At 55.2% G+C, this 23360-nt stretch carries 22 protein-coding genes; 8 read left to right on the forward strand and 14 right to left on the reverse strand.

The genetic code is table 11. The features are described from left to right. Positions 1-35 precede the first annotated feature (35 nt). From bamA to rpsB, 9 genes are all read right to left on the reverse strand, one after another. A complete protein-coding gene (bamA, locus tag ACUTQW_RS09055) occupies positions 36-2438 on the reverse strand; it encodes an outer membrane protein assembly factor BamA (protein WP_006327527.1) in 2403 nt (800 codons plus the stop codon). 35 nt (positions 2439-2473) lie between these two features. After that, a complete protein-coding gene (gene rseP, locus ACUTQW_RS09060; RefSeq protein ID WP_006327528.1) occupies positions 2474-3829 on the reverse strand; it encodes a sigma E protease regulator RseP in 1356 nt (451 codons plus the stop codon). A 28-nt stretch (positions 3830-3857) separates the two neighbouring features. Next, on the reverse strand, positions 3858-4706 hold the full coding sequence (cdsA, locus tag ACUTQW_RS09065) for a phosphatidate cytidylyltransferase (protein WP_004952216.1): 849 nt from the start codon (positions 4704-4706) through the stop codon (positions 3858-3860). Positions 4707-4715: 9 nt separating this feature from the next. After that, positions 4716-5474: a (2E,6E)-farnesyl-diphosphate-specific ditrans,polycis-undecaprenyl-diphosphate synthase gene (ispU, locus tag ACUTQW_RS09070; RefSeq protein WP_004952217.1), complete on the reverse strand. Its 759-nt coding sequence runs from the start codon at positions 5472-5474 to the stop codon at positions 4716-4718. 278 nt (positions 5475-5752) lie between these two features. Beyond that, positions 5753-6949, reverse strand: coding sequence for a 1-deoxy-D-xylulose-5-phosphate reductoisomerase (gene ispC, locus ACUTQW_RS09075; RefSeq protein ID WP_006327536.1), 1197 nt, complete (start codon positions 6947-6949; stop codon positions 5753-5755). Between the two features lie 157 nt (positions 6950-7106). Then, the gene (frr, locus tag ACUTQW_RS09080; RefSeq protein WP_006327538.1) at positions 7107-7664 is read right to left on the reverse strand and encodes a ribosome recycling factor; all 558 of its coding nucleotides are present in this window, start codon (positions 7662-7664) and stop codon (positions 7107-7109) included. Positions 7665-7787: 123 nt separating this feature from the next. Next, positions 7788-8513: a UMP kinase gene (gene pyrH, locus ACUTQW_RS09085; RefSeq protein ID WP_004952223.1), complete on the reverse strand. Its 726-nt coding sequence runs from the start codon at positions 8511-8513 to the stop codon at positions 7788-7790. A 149-nt stretch (positions 8514-8662) separates the two neighbouring features. Further along, entirely contained in the window at positions 8663-9514 is an 852-nt protein-coding gene (tsf, locus tag ACUTQW_RS09090; RefSeq protein WP_004952224.1) for a translation elongation factor Ts, read from the reverse strand. A 128-nt stretch (positions 9515-9642) separates the two neighbouring features. Further along, complete coding sequence (rpsB, locus tag ACUTQW_RS09095; protein WP_004952226.1) at positions 9643-10368, reverse strand: 30S ribosomal protein S2; 726 nt, start codon at positions 10366-10368, stop codon at positions 9643-9645. A 355-nt stretch (positions 10369-10723) separates the two neighbouring features. Here rpsB and map point away from each other — a divergent pair, with 355 nt between their 5' ends. From map to ACUTQW_RS09115, 4 genes are all read left to right on the forward strand, one after another. Further along, complete coding sequence (gene map / locus ACUTQW_RS09100; protein WP_004952228.1) at positions 10724-11518, forward strand: type I methionyl aminopeptidase; 795 nt, start codon at positions 10724-10726, stop codon at positions 11516-11518. A gap of 72 nt (positions 11519-11590) precedes the next feature. Next, a complete protein-coding gene (gene glnD, locus ACUTQW_RS09105; RefSeq protein WP_445654843.1) occupies positions 11591-14269 on the forward strand; it encodes a bifunctional uridylyltransferase/uridylyl-removing protein GlnD in 2679 nt (892 codons plus the stop codon). A 46-nt stretch (positions 14270-14315) separates the two neighbouring features. Continuing rightward, positions 14316-15140, forward strand: coding sequence for a 2,3,4,5-tetrahydropyridine-2,6-dicarboxylate N-succinyltransferase (gene dapD, locus ACUTQW_RS09110; protein ID WP_006327543.1), 825 nt, complete (start codon positions 14316-14318; stop codon positions 15138-15140). A gap of 129 nt (positions 15141-15269) precedes the next feature. Then, positions 15270-15659, forward strand: coding sequence for a DUF3461 family protein (locus tag ACUTQW_RS09115; RefSeq protein WP_004952233.1), 390 nt, complete (start codon positions 15270-15272; stop codon positions 15657-15659). 113 nt (positions 15660-15772) lie between these two features. On the opposite strand, the gene ACUTQW_RS09120 is transcribed toward ACUTQW_RS09115, so the two are convergent. The 3 genes from ACUTQW_RS09120 to ACUTQW_RS09130 are packed head-to-tail and all read right to left on the reverse strand — an operon-like array spanning position 15773 to position 17355. Then, the gene (locus tag ACUTQW_RS09120; protein ID WP_004952234.1) at positions 15773-16222 is read right to left on the reverse strand and encodes a flavodoxin; all 450 of its coding nucleotides are present in this window, start codon (positions 16220-16222) and stop codon (positions 15773-15775) included. A 30-nt stretch (positions 16223-16252) separates the two neighbouring features. Further along, entirely contained in the window at positions 16253-17026 is a 774-nt protein-coding gene (truC, locus tag ACUTQW_RS09125; RefSeq protein ID WP_006327548.1) for a tRNA pseudouridine(65) synthase TruC, read from the reverse strand. After that, positions 17026-17355: a YqcC family protein gene (locus tag ACUTQW_RS09130; RefSeq protein ID WP_004952236.1), complete on the reverse strand. Its 330-nt coding sequence runs from the start codon at positions 17353-17355 to the stop codon at positions 17026-17028. Before ACUTQW_RS09130 ends, truC begins: the two co-directional genes overlap by 1 nt. 184 nt (positions 17356-17539) lie before the next feature. Here ACUTQW_RS09130 and ACUTQW_RS09135 point away from each other — a divergent pair, with 184 nt between their 5' ends. Beyond that, a complete protein-coding gene (locus tag ACUTQW_RS09135; protein WP_004952237.1) occupies positions 17540-18778 on the forward strand; it encodes an MFS transporter in 1239 nt (412 codons plus the stop codon). A 219-nt stretch (positions 18779-18997) separates the two neighbouring features. On the opposite strand, the gene ACUTQW_RS09140 is transcribed toward ACUTQW_RS09135, so the two are convergent. Together ACUTQW_RS09140 and syd are read right to left on the reverse strand one after the other, a co-directional pair. Further along, complete coding sequence (locus ACUTQW_RS09140; protein ID WP_020439677.1) at positions 18998-19153, reverse strand: hypothetical protein; 156 nt, start codon at positions 19151-19153, stop codon at positions 18998-19000. 245 nt (positions 19154-19398) lie between these two features. Then, on the reverse strand, positions 19399-19950 hold the full coding sequence (gene syd / locus ACUTQW_RS09145) for a SecY-interacting protein (RefSeq protein ID WP_004952238.1): 552 nt from the start codon (positions 19948-19950) through the stop codon (positions 19399-19401). A 63-nt stretch (positions 19951-20013) separates the two neighbouring features. Between syd and queF the strand changes: the two genes are divergently transcribed. The 3 genes from queF to xni all read left to right on the forward strand — a co-directional run bounded on the left by queF (position 20014) and on the right by xni (position 23355). Next, positions 20014-20859 (forward strand): NADPH-dependent 7-cyano-7-deazaguanine reductase QueF, encoded by an 846-nt coding sequence (gene queF / locus ACUTQW_RS09150; RefSeq protein WP_006327549.1) that lies wholly within the window; start codon positions 20014-20016, stop codon positions 20857-20859. 180 nt (positions 20860-21039) lie between these two features. Then, positions 21040-22404, forward strand: coding sequence for a nucleotide 5'-monophosphate nucleosidase PpnN (ppnN, locus tag ACUTQW_RS09155; protein ID WP_004952240.1), 1365 nt, complete (start codon positions 21040-21042; stop codon positions 22402-22404). Between the two features lie 192 nt (positions 22405-22596). After that, entirely contained in the window at positions 22597-23355 is a 759-nt protein-coding gene (gene xni, locus ACUTQW_RS09160; protein ID WP_004952241.1) for a flap endonuclease Xni, read from the forward strand. Positions 23356-23360: the final 5 nt, after the last annotated feature.

Consider the following 23360-nt stretch of genomic DNA (forward strand, 5'->3'; position numbering starts at 1 on the left):
TTCTTAATAACTGCTATACCCAGAAGCTGGACCTGTTACCAGGTCTTGCCAATATTAAACTGGAACTGTTCGGACTTGTCGCCTTCGTATTTCTTGAGCGGGTTGGCATAAGAGAACACCAACGGGCCCAGCGGCGACATCCATTGCAAGGCAATACCGGCAGAAACGCGGATATTGCTCGCTTTACTGTAGTCTGGAATGTCGAAGCCTTGCGTCTTGCTGTTATCCCAGTTGGTATCCCACACTGTGCCTGCGTCCATGAACAGCGAGGTACGCACTGAGTTGGCGTATTTTTCGCTGATAAATGGCGTTGGCGTGATCAGCTCCATACTGGCAACTGCCATGGCGTTACCACCCACGGCATCATCCGAATTACAAATCTTGGTACTGTTGGAGCAGCTGTACGAACTGGAGTTGTAGTACACCGCTTTCGGACCAATGGTATTAGACCCGAAACCGCGAACGGTGCTTGAGCCGCCGGCATAGAAGTTCTCGTAGAACGGCATCTCTTTGCCGCCCAGACCGTCGGCATAACCCAGACGACCACGACCCAACAGCACCCAGGTGCGGTCGTCGTTGATCGGCACGTATTGCACGCTGTCCAGCGTCATCTTGTAGTATTCGTTATCCGACCCCGGAATGGTGACTTTACCATTCAGCGTGGTGCGGTTACCCGACGTTGGGAAGTAACCACGGTCAAGGTTGTTATAGGTCCAACCCAGATTCAGCGTGAAGTCATCGGCAGAGTAGCTGGCACGATCGTTGGTGTTCGGGTTCAGACCCATCGAGTCCAGATAACGCCACATGGCGATCTGCGGCTGCATGTTCGACAGGCCGTTGTGGACATAACCCAGGCCGGTACGCAACGAGTTGTTTTCGTTGATCGGGAAGCCCAGAGTACCGTCAATACCGTAACTCTTGTTGGTATAGTCGGACAGGTCCGCGTCATCGGCTTTAAAGTCGTTGTAGAAGATACGGCCACCCAAACTAACACCGTCAACAGTGAAGTACGGGTTGGTTACCGACAGCTCGGTATAGGTCTGGTAGTCGTTCTTGGTGCCGCTGATGCCGACGGAGTAGCCGGTACCCAGCCAGTTGTCCTGCTGGACGCCCGCCTGGAAACTGACGCCGCTCTCGGTGCCGTAACCGACGCCGAAGTTGAAGGTACCGGTGTTGCGCTCTTTCACCTTGTAGGTGACGTCAACCTGATCGGCAGTACCCGGCACGCGCTGGGTTTCCACATCCACCGTTTCAAAATAGCCCAAACGGTTCAGACGTTCTTTACCCTGCTCAACCTGAGCGTTGCCCAGCCAAGCGCCTTCCATCTGACGCATTTCACGGCGCAGTACGGAGTCTTTACTGGTGTCGTTACCTTCAAACTTGATACGGCGCACGTAGAAACGGTTGCCCGCATCGATATTCACGTGCAACTTGACGGTTTTATCCGCGTCGTTGATTTCAGGCTGAGTGGCCACTCGCGGGTAAGCGTAACCATAACGGCCCAACATCGTTTTGACGTTGTCTTCCATCTTGGTCACTTTACTGCCGTTATACAGTTCACCCGGTTCGACCTTGGTCAACTGCGCGACTTCCGCCGAGTGCCCGGCCAGATTGCCGTTCACCATCACGCCGCTGAGCTTGTACTGCTCGCCTTCGGTGATGTTGACGGTGATATAGATGCCTTTTTTATCCGGCGTCAGGCTGACCTGAGTCGAATCAATATTGAAGCGTGCGTAGCCGCGGTCCAGATAGAAACTGCGCAGGGTTTCAAGATCGCCCGCCAGCTTTTGCTTCTGGTATTTGCGGTCGCCAACCACGTTCCACCACGGCACTTCATCACGCAGTTGGAAACGTGAAATCAGCTCATCGTTAGTGAAGGCATGGTTGCCGACAATGTTGATTTGTTGAATCTTGGCGGAAACCCCTTCCGTGAACACCAGTTTCAGGTCGACACGGTTACGCGGCAATGGCGTGACTACGGCTTTCACCGAGGCACTGTATTTACCGACGCTGTAGTAGAAGTCTTCCAACCCTTTTTCAATGCTGGAAATCGTGGTGCGGTCGAGCGCCTCGCCAACCCGAACGCCAGAGGCCTCCAGGTTTTGCTTGAGCATGTCATCCTTCACCGACTTGTTGCCGGAGAAAGTGATGCTGGCAATGGTAGGACGTTCCTTAACCTGAACGATCAGCGTATTACCATCGCGCAGCACGCGAACGTCCTCGAAGTTGCCAGTGGCAAACAAGGCACGGATGGTATTACTGATATCATCGTCAGTGACGGTATCGCCTACGCGAACCGGCATGTTGAGTAACGCCGCACCGACGGCGACTCGCTGCAGGCCTTCGAAATGAATATCTTTCACTACGAACCCGTCTGCACCGTATACGGTGGCGCTGCCAAACAGCAGCGACGCTATGAGCAACTTTTTCATCGCCATCGTTGTTATGCGTTCTTCCTAACCTATTCTCGCCCCTAAAGACGAGAAAAATCATTGAAAAGTGCAAGACCCATTAAAAGCACCAACACGATCGAACCAATGCGGTAACTGTAGTCCTGTACTCGCTCGGAAACCGGCCCACCCTTCAGCTTTTCTATCGCCAGGAAGAGGAGATGCCCACCATCTAACACCGGTAATGGGAACAGGTTGATGATACCCAGGTTGACACTAATCAACGCGAGAAACATCAGATAATACACAAACCCAACCCCAGCTGACGCCCCTGCTCCCTGTGCAATCGAAATCGGGCCACTCAGGTTGTTCAGCTTTACATCACCGGTTATTAATTTACCCAGCATGTTGACCGTAAGCCGCATAAGCTGCCAGGTCTTGTCCCCGGCCTGATACAGCGCCGGGAAAGGTCCATACTGACGAATCGTCTTATACTCGTCCGGCAGCGGCAACACCTTCGGAATGATTCCCGCAAACCCCACGTTTTTGTCTTTTCCCACCGGCTTTGTATCCGGTATCAGCGTCAAAGACAAGGGGGCGCCGTTTCTTTCAATCTCTAAAACCAGCGGTTGCCCAGGACCATCGTGGATCCGCTTGACCAACGTTTGCCAACGGCCCAACAGTTGACCATCGACTTTAACGATCCTGTCCCCCGCTTGCAAACCCGCCTTTTGCGCCGCCGAATCCGGCTGCACTTCGGCAAGCACCGATTCTATCTGTGGGCCGCGCGGAATAATACCCAACGCGACCACGGGATCTTGCTTGTCCGGCTCAAAATTCCACTGGCGTAAATCCAGAGTTTTGGTCACTACCTGCGAAGAACCAAACGGAGCGATACCGACTTCGGTTTCCGCGTCGCCAATCTTCGCCACCAGAGCCAGACGAACTGACTCCCAATCAGGCGTTTCGATGCCATCAACGGACTTTAGTTCCATTCCGGGTGAAATTTCGGCCTGTGCGGCAATCGATTGTGGAGATATTTCACCAATCACAGGACGGAAGCTGGGCACACCGATAATGAACACCAGCCAATAAGCAAGGATAGCAAACAGGAAGTTGGCGATGGGGCCGGCGCTGATAATAGCTGCGCGCTGCCATACGGTTTTATTGTTGAACGCCTGATGACGGAGTTCCGGCGCAACCGAATCAACCCGCTCATCCAGCATCTTCACGTAACCGCCCAGCGGGATCAGGGCAATCACGTACTCGGTACCCTGGCGGTCTGTGCGGCGCCATAACGCGCGGCCAAAACCGATGGAGAAGCGTTCTACACGGACGCCGCAGCGACGAGCGACCCAAAAGTGCCCGAACTCATGCACGGTGATTAATACACCGAGCGCAACAAGAAATGCGACTAAGTTCCAGAGCACGCTAACCATAATCCCTTCACTCCCCGCCGTTGACGGATTAAAACACTAACAGCATCAGGCAGGCAAATACAGGCACTGCTGCGGTCAGGCTGTCGATACGATCCAGTATGCCGCCATGACCTGGTATCAGATGACCACTGTCTTTGATACCCGCTTCGCGTTTGAACATGCTCTCGGTAAGGTCGCCCAGCACAGACGCCAGCGCGGCGATCACCGAACAAATCAGTAAGGTTGCCGGCACCACGTTCAAGGGTGCGTAACGGCCGAACAACCATGATATCAGCGCCGAGGTCACCAGACCGCCGATTAATCCTTCCCAGGTTTTCCCCGGAGACACCTTCGGTGCCAGCTTGTGCTTGCCAAACAGCTTGCCGAACATGTAAGCGCCGGAATCCGCGCCCCAAACCAGCAGCATCACGTACAGCAGCCACCAGGCGCCGGTGAAGTGGTTTTGTTCGTAGCCGAATTGACGCAACGCCAGCATGCCCCAGAAGAACGGCACAATGGTCAACAGGCCAAAGAGCAGGCGAATCGGGCGTGAGTTACGCCACAGCGCGGCTGAACCGGGATAAAACAGCACCAGCAGCAGGGCGGCCAGCCACCAGGCCAGTGACAGCCACAGCGGCCCGCCCACCTGAGGCAAATGGACCGACTGGTGATAGGCTGGAACGCTGAGCATCATCAGCGCCAGCAGGAAACCACACAGTATCGCCAACCAGATGCGCTGCGAGCGGGAAGTAAAACCGGCCAGTTGGCCCCACTCCCAGGCAGCTAACATGCACACAACGAGCGTTACCAGGGCAAAGCCCACCGGCGGCAGCAAAAACAGCGCCGCGATAACAATCGGAATCAAGATCAGAGCAGTTATGAGGCGATACTTCAGCAAAAGTTCCCCCTAGGACGCATCGGCGCCGTTAGGTGTTGTTCCCCCGAAGCGACGCTCACGTTGTGCAAATGCATTCAGCGCACCTTCAAAGACAAGTTCATCAAAATCAGGCCAGAGTACATCAGTAAAGTAAAGTTCGGCATAAGCAATTTGCCACAGCAAGAAGTTACTGATGCGGTGTTCACCGCCGGTGCGGATAACCAGATCCACCGGCGCCAAATCGTTCATGCAGACCCGCTCGCCCAATAACTCTTCGCTGATTTGATCCGGACGCAGCAAACCACCCTGCACCTGCTCAGCCAGCTCCCTTACTCCCTGAATGATATCCCAACGGCCACCGTAGTTGGCGGCAATGTTGAGCGTCAGGCCATCGTTATTTTCTGTCAGCTGCTCAGAGCGACGGATCCGCTCCTGCAAACGCGTGCTGAAACGGCTGATGTCGCCGATCACCCGCAGTCTGACGTTATGTTTATGCAGGCTTTTTACTTCGCTGTCCAAGGCACGGACAAAGAGCTCCATTAGCGCGGAAACCTCTTGTACCGGGCGATTCCAGTTCTCGCTGCTGAAGGCATAAAGCGTGAGTGCATCTAAATGGTTGTTGGCGGCAAAACTGACCGCACGACGTACCGATTTCACCCCTGCTTTATGACCGAAGACACGTAACTTGCCCTGACGTTTAGCCCAGCGCCCGTTGCCGTCCATAATAATGGCGACATGTCGTGGCCCAGGGATGGACGGATTAGCCTCTTGTTGATTTGCGGACGACATAACTCGTACTTATTTCCTCAATAGAAATACAACTGCCCTTCCGGAACATCAGGCCCTTACGCGCAAAAAAAGCCGTGTGCCCGACACGGCTTTTCAGTCTGCCCCCGCACACCCGGTCATATCCGGGGCGCTATCGACATCCAAGATGCCAATCAGGCCATAATTCAACGGTATAACCGCTGACAGGTGGCGCAGACTATACCACCTCAGCCGGGCATGAACAAACGGCCCCACTGCGGCACGCGTAATTTACGAACAAAATAGGATAATAGCCGTTATCAACCACGCAGTGACTTCACTAACCCAACGGCAACTTCACGGGCCTGGCGATCTATTTCTAAGACCGCATCAATGCAGGACGGTTCCTGCAAAGACAGCCGTTCGACCACTTTTTGGTTCACTGCCGCGATATCGGTAAAGCGAATCAGCCCTTGCAGGAAGGCCGCAACGGCCACTTCGTTAGCCGCATTCAGCGCGGTGGTTGCCGCCTGGCCGGCATCAAAGGCGTCAATCGCCAGATACAGGCAAGGGTAACGCTCCCGTTCAGGTTCGGCAAAGGTCAACGAGCCGATACGGCAGAAATCCAGCGCTTCCACACCAGAACTGACCCGCTGCGGGTAAGCCATCGCATGGGCGATTGGCGTACGCATATCCGGCGTGCCCAACTGGGCCAGCACACTGCCATCAGCATAGCGCACCATCGAGTGGATCACCGACTGCGGGTGCAGAATCACTTCCATTTGTTCGGCCGAAGCGTTGAACAGCCAACGGGCCTCAATATATTCCAGTCCTTTGTTCATCATGGTGGCGGAATCCACCGAGATCTTGCGTCCCATAGACCAATTAGGATGGGCACAGGCCTGGTCCGGCGTCATCGTGGCAAACTGCTCCAGCGGCGTCGTACGGAACGGGCCGCCAGAACCGGTAAGCACAATGCGCGAGACACCATGATCGACTAATGAAGAGTATCCCAACTGACGCTGAATGCTTTCAGGCAAACTCTGAAAAATCGCGTTGTGTTCGCTGTCCAGGGGCAATAACTGCGCCTGGCTCTTTTGTACCGCATCCATAAATAGACGGCCACAGGTCACCAGCGACTCTTTGTTCGCCAACAATACCTGTTTGCCGGCGCGGATCGCCGCCAGCGTCGGCAACAGCCCGGCAGCGCCGACAATAGCCGCAGTGACCTGATCGACATCATCCAGCGCCGCCAACTCACAGGCAGCCTGTTCGCCCGCCATGACCTCAGTGTCAATGCCGTTTTCCGCCAGCACGTCGCGCAGTTCGCGCGCAGCGCCTTCGTCCGCCATCGCAGCATAAGCCGGGCGAAACTCCATACACTGTTGCGCCATCACCGCTACATTGCGGCCGGCAACCAGCGCTTTAATCGCAAAACGGTCGGGATTTTCCCTGACCACGGCCAGGGTGCTGGTTCCCACGGAGCCGGTGGAACCAAGAATAGTCAGTTGCTTCATGAGTTCGCTCTGAATAACTGTCTGATGAGATCGGAGGTGCTCCAGTGTGTAACCTTGGCCACCGCTTGTCCATGATCAATCAGTACGATGAAACGGGATCTGCGCCACAAAAAACAAAGCGCCGCCCAGGCGACGCTTTTTTTCTGCGCGATGCTGATTAGAATTCCATCAGCTCTTTTTCTTTATCCGCCAAAGCGGCATCCAGAAGTTTGATATAAGCATCGGTCAGTTTTTGAACGTCATCCTGTGAACGACGATCTTCGTCTTCGCTGATTTCTTTGTCTTTCAGCAGCGCTTTCACTTTGTCGTTGGCGTCGCGGCGAACGTTACGCACGGCCACACGGCCCTGCTCGGCTTCGTTGCGCACGACTTTGATCAGATCTTTACGGCGCTCTTCAGTCAGAGGAGGAAGCGGAACGCGGATCACGCTGCCTGCTGAGCTTGGGTTCAGGCCGAGGTCTGAAGACATGATGGCTTTTTCTACCGCTGAACCCAGGGAACGATCAAACAAGTTGATGGCCAGGGTGCGGGAGTCTTCTACGGTCACGTTAGCCAGCTGACGCAGCGGCGTAGCAGAACCATAGTATTCCACCATGATGCCGTCCAGGATGCTTGGAGAAGCACGGCCGGTACGGATTTTGCTGATTTGGGTTTTGAATGCTTCTACGCTTTTTTCCATGCGTGAATCAGCATCTTTTCTGATTTCATTAATCACGTTGCGAACCTTTAGAAACGGGTTACTTGGCAGGCTATACATCAGTATAGCCCGTGAATTTTACTTGAGGAAAGCGCTCAACGCACAGCGTTACCCGCTCCCGTTAAATTTGGCAGAACAGCCTTATTTGCTGATCAGCGTGCCTTCGTTTTCACCCATCACTACGCGGCGCAACGCGCCCGGCTTGTTCATGTTGAATACGCGGATCGGCAGACCGTGATCGCGGGCCAGCGTAAACGCCGCCAGGTCCATCACTTTCAGCTCGCGCTCAAGCACGTCTTGATAGGTTATATGTTCGTACAGCGTTGCATCCGGGTTTTTAACCGGATCGGCGGAGTATACACCATCCACTTTGGTCGCTTTCAGTACCACGTCGGCTTCAATCTCGATCCCGCGCAGGCAAGCTGCCGAATCGGTGGTGAAGAACGGGTTGCCGGTACCGGCAGAGAAGATCACCACGCGGTTATTACGCAGCAGGCTGATTGCCTCGGCCCAGCTGTAGTTGTCACACACGCCGTTCAACGGAATAGCAGACATCAGGCGGGCGTTCACATAGGCACGGTGCAGTGCATCACGCATAGCCAGGCCGTTCATCACAGTAGCCAGCATTCCCATGTGGTCGCCCACTACGCGGTTCATTCCGGCCTGAGCCAGACCCGCGCCGCGGAACAGGTTACCGCCGCCAATCACTACACCGACCTGAATTCCCAGTTCGACCAGCTCTTTAACTTCCTGAGCCATGCGATCCAAAACGCTGGCGTCGATACCAAAACCTTCTGCACCTTGCAGGGCTTCGCCACTCAGTTTGAGCAGAATACGCTGATATACGGGTTTTGCATTGGTTGCCATGGTGTTCTGTCCTAAGAAGCAGTATTAGTATTGGGGATTTCAGCCGATGAAGCGCGCCTGTGCTGAGTATAGTGCCACAGGGCTTGCCACCGGTGTTAATTCTGGCTGGATAAAACGGAACCGCCAGACGGCGGCTCCATTAACAATCATTAAGACTGTTTGCTCATTGCTGCAACTTCAGCAGCAAAGTCATTTTCAACTTTCTCGATGCCTTCGCCCACTTCGAAGCGGATGAAGTTAACAACGTCAGCGTTGTGCTCTTTCAGCACTTGGCCAACGGTCTTGCTTGGCTCGATAACGAAAGGCTGACCGGTCAGAGAAACTTCGCCGGTGAATTTCTTCATGCGGCCTTCAACCATTTTCTCTGCGATTTCTTTCGGCTTGCCAGACTGCATGGCGATGTCCAACTGAACCTGGTACTCTTTTTCTACCACTTCAGCAGACACATCTTCAGGCTTAACGAATTCAGGTTTGCTGGCCGCAACGTGCATGGCAATTTGCTTAACCAGTTCTTCGTCAGCGCCTTTAGCGGCAATCAGAACACCGATACGCGCGCCGTGCAGGTAGCTACCCAACACTTCGCCTTCCAGGGAAGCAACGCGACGGATGTTGATGTTCTCACCGATTTTTGCAACCAGCGCTACACGTTCTTCTTCGAACTGTGCTTTCAATACGTCAACGTCAGTGATTTTGCCTGCAACAGCAGCATCCAGCACTTTGTCAGCGAACGCCTGGAAACCGGCATCTTTAGCAACGAAGTCAGTCTGGCAGTTAACTTCAACGATAACGCCGTAGTTGCCTTCGATTTTGGTTTTGATCACGCCGTCAGCAGCTACGTTGCCTGCTTTTTTCGCCGCTTTGATCGCACCGGATTTACGCATGTTTTCGATTGCCAGCTCGATGTCGCCGTTAGACTCGACCAGAGCTTTTTTACAATCCATCATGCCGGCGCCAGTACGCTCACGCAGTTCTTTTACCAGGGCAGCGGTAATATCAGCCATTTCTTTTTCCTCGGTTATCTCGCAAGGAGATAGTTCTCATTCAGATAAGCAAAAGGGGCCTATTTAGGCCCCTCTAACCAACATATTCAATACCTGGTTAATAAGGGCTCAGTGACGAGCTTGCCTTATTATTCAGCTTCTACGAAGCTTTCTTCCGCCTGAACGGCCAGATCTTGAGAACGACCTTCACGGACGGCGGCAGCAACGGCAGTCAGGTACAATTTGATTGCACGGATTGCATCGTCGTTACCAGGGATGATGAAGTCAACGCCGTCTGGATCGGAGTTGGTATCAACGATAGAGAATACCGGGATACCCAGGTTGTTGGCTTCTTTGATCGCGATGTGTTCGTGATCTGCATCGATTACGAACAGAGCGTCAGGCAGACCACCCATGTCCTTGATACCACCCAGGGAGTTTTCCAGCTTGGCCAGTTCGCGAGTACGCATCAGCGCCTCTTTCTTGGTCAGCTTGTCGAAGGTGCCATCTTGAGACTGGATTTCCAGATCTTTCAAACGCTTGATTGACTGACGAACGGTTTTCCAGTTAGTCAGCATGCCGCCCAACCAGCGATGGTTCACGAAGAACTGATCGCAGTTGTTAGCATATTCTTTTACCGCTTCGCTTGCTGCGCGCTTGGTACCAACGAACAGGATCTTGCCTTTACGGGAAGAGATCTTGGTCAGTTCAGCCAGTGCTGCGTTGGCCATTGGTACGGTTTTTTCCAGGTTGATGATGTGAACCTTGTTACGTGCGCCGAAGATGAAAGGCTTCATTTTCGGGTTCCAGTAACGGGTCTGGTGACCAAAGTGTACACCGGCCTGGAGCATGTCGCGCATGGAAACAGTTGCCATGATTAAACCTCTATATAGATTAGTTGGGGTTATGCCTCCACGTATCCCATAACGCCGACCCCGACGGTGATAAATCACCTCAGAGCACCCCGGTGTATGTGCCGATACGTGTGTGTTATTTACACAATGTGAGTGCAGTTAAAGTGCTTCGGCTATTTCCGTTGTCGTCACAAGACCAACTTACGGATCGCCGGCGCGCTTTATACCATAAACCCGCCACCGACACCAACTTTTGTTGCGTTTACCGGGGCGCCGACAAATGAAATTTGGCAGCTTCTGGCCGGGCTGATACCATAAGAGACTGCTTCTTATTTCTTTCTGTTGTCGGCGAGCACGACACCTGCGGACGAATTTCATGGCAATCTCAATTAAAACACCTGATGACATCCAAAAAATGCGCGTGGCGGGCCGCTTGGCCGCTGAAGTGCTGGAAATTATCGAGCCGCACGTCAAACCTGGCGTGACCACCGGCGAACTGGACCGTATCTGTCACGAGTACATTACCAACGAGCAACAGGCCATCTCCGCCTGCCTCGGCTACCACGGCTTCCCGAAATCCGTGTGCATCTCGGTAAACGAAGTGGTGTGCCACGGCATCCCGAGCGATGACAAAGTGTTGAAGGACGGCGACATCGTCAATATCGACGTGACCGTCATTAAAGATGGCTTCCACGGCGATACCTCCAAGATGTTCATCGTCGGCAAGCCGACCATTCTGGGCGAGCGGCTGTGCCGCGTTACCCAGGAAAGCCTGTATCTGGCGCTGAAAATGGTGAAGCCGGGCATCCGCCTGCGCACCCTGGGCAAAGAGATCCAGAAATTCGTCGAAGCCGAGAAGTTTTCCGTGGTGCGTGAATACTGCGGTCATGGCATCGGCGAAGTGTTCCACGAAGAACCGCAGGTACTGCACTATGACGCCGACGACGGCGGCGTGGTACTGCAGGCCGGCATGGCGTTCACCATCGAGCCGATGGTCAATGCCGGTGACTACCGCATCCGCACCATGAAAGACGGCTGGACGGTAAAAACTAAAGATCGCAGCTTGTCGGCGCAGTATGAGCATACTATTGTGGTCACAGATAACGGCTGCGAGATAATGACGTTGCGCAAGGATGACACCATCCCCAACATCATTACGCACGAACAGTAAGAAACGCGGTCACATACCGCTGTTTCTTGTCACAGGCCGGCTTATGCCGGCTTTTTTTATGGGCTGCGTATTATGTCTGAAAATTTCCGCGAACAAAGCAACTCGGTCATTGAGCAACAGGCCGTGCCGAAGCAGCCTGAGTATCCCAACGCCTATGGCGATGAAGAGATTAATTGCGTTGCGCTGAAACTGCGTCTTGAACAGTTTCAGCTGTGGTTGGCGGCAGCGTTCAACGCCGGCTCCAGCGCCGAAAGCCTGGTCGCGGCCCGCAGCGACTTTATCGATCGCCTGCTGCGTCGTCTGTGGATCTTTTACGGTTTCGAGGATATCCCGGAAACCGCCCTGGTGGCGGTAGGCGGCTATGGCCGCGGCGAACTTCATCCGCTGTCGGATATTGATGTGCTGGTGCTCAGCCAGCACCGCCTGAGTGAACAACAGTCGCAGCGCGTGGGGGAATTTATCACCCTGCTGTGGGATCTGAAACTGGAGGTGGGCCACAGCGTGCGCACGCTGGAAGAGTGCCTGCTTGAAGGGCTGGCGGACCTGACCGTGGCCACCAACCTGATCGAGTCACGCATGATCTGCGGCGACGTCGCGCTGTTCCTGCAGATGCAAAAACACATCTTCAGCGACGGCTTCTGGCCCTCCCCCCAATTTTTCCACGCCAAGGTGGCTGAGCAGCAGGAACGCCACCAGCGTTACCACGGCACCAGCTACAACCTGGAGCCAGACATCAAGAGCAGCCCCGGCGGCCTGAGAGATATCCACACCTTGCTGTGGGTGGCGCGCCGTCACTTCGGCGCCACCTCGCTGGACGAAATGGTCGGTTTCGGTTTTCTCACCCAAGCCGAACGCAACGAGCTCAATGAATGCCAGAGCTTCCTGTGGCGTATCCGCTTCGCACTGCATTTGGTGCTACCGCGTTACGACAACCGGCTGCTGTTCGATCGCCAACTCAATGTGGCGCAATTGCTGCGTTATGAGGGGGAAGGCAACGAACCGGTTGAACACATGATGAAGGATTTCTACCGCATGACGCGCCGCGTCGGCGAACTGAATCATATGCTGCTCCAACTGTTCGACGAAGCGATACTGGCGCTGGACGCCACGGAAAAGCCACGCCCGCTGAACGAGGATTTCCAGCTGCGCGGCGATCTGATAGACCTGCGTGACGAAACGCTGTTCATCCGCCAGCCGGAAGCCATCATGCGGATGTTTTACCTGATGGTACGCAACCGCGAAATCAAAGGCATTTACTCCACCACCGTGCGCCAATTGCGCCACGCACGCCGCCATCTGAAACAACCGCTGTGCAACATTCCGGAAGCACGCGATCTGTTTATGGCCATTTTGCGCCACCCTGGCGCAGTGTCGCGCGCGCTGGTACCGATGCATCGTCACAGCGTGCTGTGGGCCTATATGCCGCAGTGGGGCAAGATCGTCGGGCAAATGCAGTTCGATCTGTTCCACGCCTATACTGTCGACGAACACACCGTTCGGGTTCTGCAAAAGCTGGAAAGTTTCGCCGATGCAGAAACGCGGCCACGCCATCCGCTGTGCGTGGAGCTCTATCCGCGCCTGCCGAACCCAGAGCTTCTGCTGCTGGCGGCGCTGTTCCACGATATCGCCAAAGGCCGCGGCGGTGACCACTCAATTCTCGGCGCACAAGATGCGCTGGAGTTCGCCGAACTGCACGGTCTGAATTCTCGCGAGGCCCAACTGGTGGCCTGGCTGGTACGCTGCCATCTGCTGATGTCGGTGACCGCTCAGCGCCGCGATATCCAGGATCCCACGGTTATCCAGCAATTCAGCGCTGAAGTGCAGAGCGAAACGCGCCTGCGCTATCTGGTTTGTCTGACGGTGGCGGATATCTGCGCCACCAACGAAACGCTGTGGAACAGCTGGAAACAGAGCCTGTTGCGTGAACTGTACTTTGCGACGGAAAAACAGTTGCGCCGCGGCATGCAAAACAGCCCGGACTTGCGCGAACGCGTACGCCACCACCGCCTGCAGGCGCTGGCGCTGCTGCGCATGGACAATATCGACGAAGAGGCGTTGCACCGCATCTGGAGCCGCTGCCGGGCCGACTACTTCCTGCGCCATTCGCCCAACCAACTGGCCTGGCACGCCCGTCATCTGCTGGCCCATGATTCCACCAAACCTCTGGTGCTGGTCAGCCGCCAGGCGACACGCGGCGGCACCGAAATCTTCATCTGGAGCCCGGACCGCCCTTACCTGTTTGCCGCCGTGGCCGGCGAGATGGATCGCCGTAACCTGAGCGTGCACGACGCACAGATTTTCACCAATCGCGACGGCATGGCGATGGATACTTTCATCGTGTTAGAGCCGGACGGCAGCCCGCTGGCTCAGGACCGCCATACGGCGATCCGCCATGCGCTGGTGCAAACCATCACCCAGCGGGAATATCAGCCGCCGCGCGTACGCAGGCCATCCTCCAAGCTGCGCCATTTCAGCGTGCCGACCGAAGTCAACTTCCTGCCGACCCATACCGATCGCCGCAGCTATCTGGAGCTGACCGCCCTTGATCAACCAGGGTTGCTGGCGCGAGTGGGCGAAGTGTTCGCCGATCTCGGCCTGTCGCTGCACGGCGCGCGAATTTCCACCATTGGCGAGCGAGTTGAGGACTTATTTATTCTGGCAGACAGCGATCGGCGCGCTCTGAATTCGGAAACGCGCAGAAAGTTGGAACAACGGTTGACAGAGGCCCTCAATCCAAACGATAAAATGTGATACAAGTTACCTTTTCGTAGACAACAACATCAGGACAGAGAACAGTATGCAGCAATTACAAAACGTTATTGAAAGCGCCTTCGAACGCCGCGCGGATATCACTCCGGCGAACGCAGACACCGTAACGCGCGAAGCGGTAAACCAGGTGATCGGCCTGTTGGACAGCGGCGCCCTGCGCGTTGCCGAGAAGATTGACGGTCAGTGGGTTACGCATCAGTGGCTGAAAAAGGCCGTGCTGCTTTCTTTCCGCATCAACGACAACAAAGTGATGGACGGTGCCGAAACCCGTTACTACGACAAAGTGCCGATGAAATTTGCCGATTACGACGAAGCGCGCTTCCAGAAAGAAGGCTTCCGCGTGGTACCGCCGGCGACCGTTCGCCAGGGCGCATTCATTGCACGCAATACCGTATTGATGCCGTCCTACGTGAATATCGGCGCTTACGTTGACGAAGGCTCCATGGTCGATACCTGGGCTACCGTGGGTTCTTGCGCGCAGATTGGCAAAAACGTTCACCTGTCCGGCGGCGTCGGCATCGGTGGCGTACTGGAACCGCTGCAGGCCAACCCGACCATCATTGAAGACAACTGCTTCATCGGTGCGCGTTCAGAAGTGGTTGAAGGCGTGATCGTCGAAGAAGGTTCGGTGATTTCCATGGGCGTTTACCTCGGCCAGAGCACCCGCATTTATGACCGTGAAACCGGCGAAGTGCATTACGGCCGCGTCCCGGCCGGCTCGGTGGTGGTTTCAGGTAACCTGCCGTCCAAAGACGGTTCTTACAGCCTGTACTGTGCGGTCATCGTCAAGAAAGTCGACGCCAAAACGCGCAGTAAAGTCGGCATTAATGAGTTATTGCGCACCATCGACTAAAATAGACCTGGCGGGTGACTCACCCGCTATTTTTTTGTCTTCAGTACGCGAGCAGTCACAGTCTCTGGCACGGTTTTTCGCCATAATCCCAGACCGTGGAATAAAGTCTATTTATAAGGTGGCGCTATTATGTATGACAACCTGAAAAGCTTGGGAATCAGTCAACCGGAAGATGTCGATCGCTATAGCCTGCGTCAGGAGGCCAATAACGACATTCTTAAGATTTACTTCCGCAAGGATAAAGGCGAATTCTTTGCCAAGAGCGTGAAGTTCAAATACCCGCGCCAACGCAAAACCGTGGTGGCGGATAATGCCGGTCAGGGTTACAAAGAAATTCACGAGATCAACCCGAACCTGCGTTACGTCATTGATGAACTGGATCAACTGTGCCAGCGCGATCAGGTCGAAGTGGATCTGAAACGCAAAATTCTTGATGACCTGCGTCATCTGGAAGGCGTGGTATCCCACAAGATTGCCGAGATCGAATCCGATCTGGAAAAACTGACCCGCGGAAAATAAGAACCCGCTCGCTGTAGGGCGCGGCATGCTGCGCCCGTATTAGTCGGGGCAAATAGCTTCACCCCTTACAACAAATCTGTCGGAAGCCACCTGAAAGACGGCGGGTCGGTATCTTATTTCAGCAATGAGCCCCACTGCTCAACCCACGGGCAGGAAACCACTTCCGGCTCGGGCTGTTCCATCGCATCGATTTCCAACACATCCCCCACGCGGGTTGCTCCCTGCTCTTGCAATAGCGCATCAAACGCACGCCCTGCGCCACAGAAATTGTCATAACTGCTGTCACCGAGCGAAATCAGCCCATAGCGCAGTTCCGGCTGGTAGCCGACCTGATCGCGGATGGCGTGGAACAGCGGCGCAATGCTGTCCGGTAAATCGCCCTGACCTGTGGTGGAGGTGATCACCAGCGCATAGTGCTGGCGGTAGAACTGCCAAGCCTCAAGCGTGCCCTCTTCAAACAGTTTGACCTCATGCCCCTGCTCGCCAAGGATATTTTCCGCCTCTTCCGCCACCAGCAGTGAGTTGCCGTAGACCGTTCCCACGAAGATTCCAACCTGAGCCATTGCCCCTACTCCCTCAATTACCTTTGAAAATTACCCGTTATCCTGACCGTTAGCCGCACTAAACTCAACCCCGGCGAGCTCAGGGAAAACCCCTGCCCAGCCAAACTGCGACATGACTCCCTGCCAGGGTTCATCCCAGCGTGCGGAAATAGGTAACGGCTCACCGGTCACAGGATGGTTCAACTGCAGATGACTGGCGTGCAGCATCAAGCGCGGGCAGCCGAAGTGCTGGGCCATGCCGCGGTTCTGACGCAGGTCGCCGTGCTTACTGTCACCAATGATCGGATGACGAAGATGCACCATATGGCGACGCAACTGATGCTTACGGCCGTTTTCCGGCTTCAGCTCCATCAGGCTGTAGCGCGCGCTGTCATAACGGCCAATGGCCACCGGCATCTCCACCTGCGCCAGCGGCCGGTAGTGGGTGACCGCCGGCTGCGGACCTTTATCGACGGCGGTATGCTTATCGGCGATTTTGTCCAGTTCTTCCGTCAGCGGGTAGTCGAGAGTTGCCCCTTCCTGCACGTAGCCACGCACCACCGCATGATAGGTTTTCTGCACTTGGTGCTGCTCGAACTGCTGCGACAGCAGACGCGCCACTTCGCTGGACAGCGCCATCAACAGCACGCCGGAGGTCGGGCGGTCGAGGCGATGCACGGTAAACACATGCTGACCTATCTGGTCACGCACCGTCTGCATCATAAACCGGGTTTCATGACGATCCAGCCAACTGCGATGCACCAGCCAGCCCGACGGCTTGTTCACCGCCACCAAATACTCATCCTGGTAAAGAATCTCAATCATTATTGCGGTTCTTTATTCAACATAAGATCCAAACGCTCCAGCAGCACCAGCAGCGGCATGCAGTTCGGATCCTTATCTTTGAGCGCCTCTTCAAAGTAAGGCGTAATGGCGAAACGCGTCGGCAATGGCGCATGCGCATCCAGTAGCGCGTACATCCGCGGCAGAAATATCCATTGCAGCCACTCTTCGGCCAGCATGCTGTCTACGCAGAAGGGTTCGGTGCTGGCGAAGGCTTCAGGCTCGGGCGGCGTGGCTTGCCACAGCGCCAGCTCTCGCATTGACTGTTCAATCGCCTGCAAACTAAGGCGAACCTGATTTTGTATACTCATCTGCATTCCCGATCCGTTTAAACCATGATATTCAGCGGCGCGGCTGAAAGGCGGCAAAGCATAGCATTTTACCCTTTATAGCCCAAATTCGGCTGAGTTGATGACATCGACCGCATTTGATCTGGTGGCGCACGCCGCCGCACGGCACAATGAGTTCACCGAATAAACCGCAAAGATTAGACACATGCCTGCAATCACACCAATAAAAAATCATGCAACGCCCGGCAAAGCCATGCTGGCTTCGGTCACCGGTTACGCGATGGACGGCTTTGATCTGCTGATCCTCGGCTTTATGCTGCCGGCCATCAGCATCGAACTGGGGCTAACCTCTTCCGCCGCCGGCTCACTGGTGACCTGGACGCTGATCGGCGCCGTATTGGGCGGCGTGATTTTCGGCCACCTCAGCGATCGCTTTGGCCGCATCCGGGTACTGACCATCACCATCCTGATGTTCTCCCTGTTTACCGGCCTGTGCGCTCTGGCGCAGGGCTATTGGGATTTGCTCGCCTATCGCACGCTGGCGGGGATCGGGTTGGGGGGAGAGTTCGGCATCGGCATGGCGCTGATAGCCGAAGCCTGGCCGGCGGAAAAGCGCAACCGCGCCTCCGCCTATGTTGGCATGGGCTGGCAACTTGGCGTTCTGGCGGCGGCTTTCCTCACCCCGCTGCTGTTGACGCATATCGGCTGGCGCGGCATGTTCCTGGTAGGGTTACTGCCGGCAATCGCGTCATTTCTCATCCGCCGCACACTGGGTGAGCCGGAGGAATTCGTACGCCAACAAAATAGTGGCCAGCAGCTCTCCTTTACCCAACGCGTAAAGCTGCTGTTTAAAGACCGGACCACCAGCAAAGCCAGTATCGGTATTTTTATTCTGTGCTCAGTGCAGAACTTCGGGTATTACGGGCTGATGATTTGGATGCCGACCTACCTGGCAAAAAATTTCGGTTTTTCGCTGACCAAATCTGGCCTGTGGACTGCGGTAACCGTGCTCGGAATGACGCTGGGCATCTGGCTGTTTGGCGTATTGGCCGATCGCTTCGCCCGCTGGAAGATTTTTATTGTCTATCAGATTGGCGCCGTGGTGATGGTCGTGGTCTACGCGCAACTTGGCGATCCCATGCTGATGCTGTTCGCCGGCGCGCTAATGGGGTTATTCGTCAATGGCATGATTGGCGGCTACGGCGCGTTGATCTCCGATACCTATCCGGTCCAGGTGCGCGCTACCGCACAAAATATTTTGTTTAATCTCGGGCGCGGCGTAGGCGGGTTGGGGCCATTGGTGATTGGGGCCTTGGTGACGCAGGTGTCCTTCACGGCGGCAATCAGCCTGCTGGCGGCGATATATCTGTTGGATATTTACGCCACGCTGTTCCTGTTGCCGAAAACACAGAGCAACGGCGATACGCTGGGGGCGATTGGTTAACAATAACGAAGCGTTTGAGAAGGGGTAGTGTTCTTTGATACTTAAGATATAAAACCGCCATAAAAAGTTGGGGGCACTGCGTTAACAGTGCCCCCGGTTCGTTTTATAGCTGTCCCGCTACACAGTGTGCTCCCTGCTCAATCCTTGAAAACTTTTCCTGCGGCCATCCTGACCCAACCGTCCTTGCTCTATCCTGTAGCATCGTCCTGACGCGGTTCCTTAGTCTTCATGACCCGCCAACCCTCCTTTGCCGGCTCTCAATCTCCATCCTGGAGGTGTCCCTGGTTTCAATCCTGAAACATCCTTGGCATCTCCTGACGCCGTCCTTCGCTCTTCACTGAGCGCATCCATTTCCTCTTCCTGAAGCTGCATCATCCTGATGCTTTCCTGCTCCACCGTATCCGTTCCGGTAACCATAAGATCGCTTAATTATCTCGGCTTCACAAGGGATTAGCATAAGGATCAGGCTAAATTAACACTAAGAGTTATCCTAAAGAAAATCTAACCAATTGATCTGGATAACAATAAAGACAATCCAGATCGCAGAGCACAAAAAATTAAAAGCGATCTCTCACAGCCCGTGTGCGAGATATCTCACACGAGTGAGGCTAGATACGGCGTTAAATACTCAACTGAGGGCGCAATGCATCGAGGAAATTCCCCAGCGAAGCCGCCAGCAAGGTGCGTTTATCGCTGCCGAATTGTTCCAGTACGACATTGCCGCTGACGTTGCACAGCGAGACCATCGTCATCTCGGATTCAGTGGTTGCCAGGAATAACGTCGGCGACAGCTTCAGCCGCTTTTGCGTCACCAGATGGCCGATCAAATTCTCCTGCAGACGAATAAAATCGTCTTCGCTCCACACCTGCAGCAGGGTCACAAGGTGTTCACCGAACTGCGCTCTCATATCCCCCGCATACTGCTGGGTATAAAACAGGTTAATGTCCGGTTGCAGCCGTATCTCAAGCGCGACCTCCACTTTTTCCAACGTCATCGCCGGGGGGAAGGGTTGCGGCAACCACAGCACTTCATCGTCGCGCGTTTCTACAATGCAAGGCGATGGCACGCCGTACAAATCCTGGCTCGCCGGCGCATGACCGCGCTCCTGCTGCCAAAGATCGACATAGCGCTGGGTGAATTCACGCAGGGCGTTCGGTACATCATGGTCCATATTTTTTCTCGCATACGGTAAACTGGAGGCTATTGTACCTATCTATCACCGAGGTGACAGCAGATGTCCTCCTATCAAGACCATCACGCCCTGTCGGCACTGACTCTGGGCAAACCTACCGCATACCGCGATCGCTACGACGCTCAGCTGCTGCAGGCGGTGCCGCGCAGCATGAACCGTGAACCGCTGGGTTTGTATCCGGACAGCCTGCCGTTCCACGGTGCCGATATCTGGACCCTGTATGAGCTCTCATGGCTGAACGGCAACGGCTTGCCGCAGGTCGCGGTGGGCGAGATTAGCCTCAACGCCAACAGCATCAACCTCATCGAATCCAAAAGTTTCAAGCTGTACCTCAACAGCTTTAACCAGACCCAATTTACCGACTGGGAGACGGTGCGCAGCACGCTGCAACGCGATCTGTCCGCCTGCGCGCAGGGTGATGTCAGCGTCGCCTTGTTCAGCATCGATCAGGTGGAAGGCAGCCCTATCGCCCGGTTGGAGGGAGAATGCATCGATCATCAGGACATCCGTATTGATAACTACGAGTTCAACGCCGATTACCTGCTGAACGCCACCGGCCCCCGTCAGGTTGAAGAGCAACTTGTCAGCCACCTGCTGAAGTCAAACTGCCTGATCACCAACCAACCCGACTGGGGGTCGGTGCAAATCCAGTATCGCGGTGCGCAAATCGATCGCGAAGCGCTGTTGCGCTATCTGGTCTCCTTCCGTCACCACAACGAATTCCATGAACAGTGCGTTGAGCGCATCTTCAACGATCTTATGCGCTATTGCCGGCCAGAGAGCCTGTCGGTGTATGCGCGCTACACCCGTCGCGGCGGCCTGGACATCAATCCCTGGCGCAGTAACCTTGACTTTGTTCCATCGCATGGCCGCCTGGCGCGCCAATAGTGCGAAGCATTGCTCAACAACTAAGCTAACGAGCGGTTTGTATTGGTAAAAATCAGGGGACGGCGGTAAGGTTAAGAAAGGCTGCGGCCAGTCATTGACCGCAGTGCGCTAACAATAACGAGATGCTGTTCTGCTGCGTATGGATTACTACTGCCCCGCCTCGGGTGCAAAGGAGTTACCTTGATTACACACATCAGCCCGCTTGGCTCTATGGATTTGCTGTCGCAGCTGGAAGTAGACATGCTGAAGCGCACCGCCAGCAGCGATCTGTACCGTTTGTTCCGCAACTGTTCGCTGGCCGTGTTGAATTCCGGCAGTCAAACCGACAACAGCAAACAGCTGCTTTCACGCTATGAAACCTTTGATATCAACGTTCTGCGCCGTGAGCGCGGGGTCAAACTCGAGCTGGTGAACCCACCGGAAGATGCCTTTGTCGACGGCAGAATTATCCGCTCTCTGCAGGCCAACCTGTTCGCCGTGCTACGCGATATCCTGTTCGTTCACGGCCAAATCGACAGCGCCGGCCGTTTCCAGCATCTGAACCTGGAAAATTCGGCCCACATCACCAACCTGGTATTCTCCATCCTGCGCAACGCCCGAGCGTTGCACCTCGATGAAGATCCTAATCTGGTGGTGTGTTGGGGCGGCCACTCCATCAATGAAAATGAATACCTGTACGCCCGCAAGGTCGGCAGCCAGCTTGGCCTGCGCGAGCTGAATATCTGCACCGGCTGTGGGCCGGGAGCGATGGAAGCGCCGATGAAAGGCGCCGCCGTGGGTCATGCGCAACAGCGCTACCGCAACAGCCGTTTTATCGGCATGACAGAACCTTCGATCATCGCCGCCGAACCGCCTAACCCGCTGGTCAATGAGCTGGTGATCATGCCGGACATCGAAAAACGTCTGGAAGCCTTCGTGCGCATCGCACACGGCATCATCATCTTCCCGGGGGGCGTCGGCACGGCGGAAGAGCTGCTGTATCTGCTGGGTATTTTGATGAATCCGGAAAACAGCGAACAGGTATTGCCACTGATCCTCACCGGGCCGAAAGAGAGCGCCGATTACTTCCGCGTACTGGACGAGTTCATCATGAACACCCTGGGTGATGAAGCGCGCCGTCATTACACCATCATCATCGACGATCCGGCCGAAGTGGCGCGGCAGATGAAAAAAGCCATGCCGCTGGTGAAAGAGAACCGTCGCAACACCGGCGATGCCTACAGTTTTAACTGGTCGATCCGCATAGCACCCGATCTGCAACTGCCGTTTGAGCCAAGCCACGAAAACATGGCGAATCTCAATCTGTATCCGGACCAACCGGCCGAACAGTTGGCCGCTGCGCTGCGTCGCGCGTTTTCCGGCATCGTGGCCGGCAACGTGAAGGAAAATGGCATTCATGCCATCGAGCAATTTGGCCCGTACAAACTGCACGGCGAGCCGCAGATGATGAAACAAATGGACAGTCTGTTGCAGGGCTTTGTCGCCCAGCACCGCATGAAGCTACCGGGCAGCGCCTATGTGCCCTGCTATGAAATCGTAGCCTGATACCTCAGGGCGGCGTAGAGCCGCCCTTCTTTTATCTGACTTTACTCTACAGCCCGGCGGCAAGCGTACTCAGGCATTGTAGATACGCTCCATTCTGTGCCCGCATTCGTCGGAGCGATATATTCGCCCGCTACAGAAACTGAGATGGGTGCGGGAAGTCAGCCACGCTGCGGCTTGAAAGACGACGAATAAATGCCTATACACCTACTGATTGTTGACGCCCTGAACTTAATTCGCCGCATCCACGCCGTGCAGGGTTCTCCCTGCGTGAATGCCTGCCAGCATGCGCTGCAACAGCTGATCCAGCACAGCCGGCCAACCCACGCGGTGGCAGTATTCGACGAAGATGACCGCAGTGAAAGCTGGCGTCACCAAATTCTGCCCGACTACAAAGCCGGACGCTCGCCGATGCCGGAAAACTTACAGCAGGAAATGCCACAGCTGCGGCAGGCATTCGAAGCGCTCGGCGTCGCCTGCTGGCATTCGCCGGGCAATGAGGCGGACGATCTGGCGGCAACGCTGACGGCCAAGGTCGCCGGCGGCGGCCATCAGGTGACGATAGTGTCCACCGACAAAGGTTATTGCCAACTGTTGGCGCCCAACGTGCAGATCCGCGATTACTTCCAGAAACGCTGGCTGGACATGCCCTTTGTGCAACAGGAATTCGGGGTTGCGCCACAGCAATTGGCGGATTATTGGGGGCTGGCGGGAATAAGCAGCAGCAAAATTCCTGGCGTGGCCGGCATCGGGCCGAAAACGGCGGTATTGTTATTACAACAGGCGGGTACGTTGGATGGGCTGTATCAGGATCTGGAACAGGTAGCGGAAAAATGGCGCGGCAAGTTGCAACAACACCGCGACATGGCTTACGTCAGTAAAAAGGTCGCCACGCTGCGCACCGATTTGACGTTAACCGGCAACCTGCAGCAATTGCGGTTACCGGTTAGCTAAAGGCG

This window comes from Serratia sp. TSA_7 (assembly GCF_052692135.1).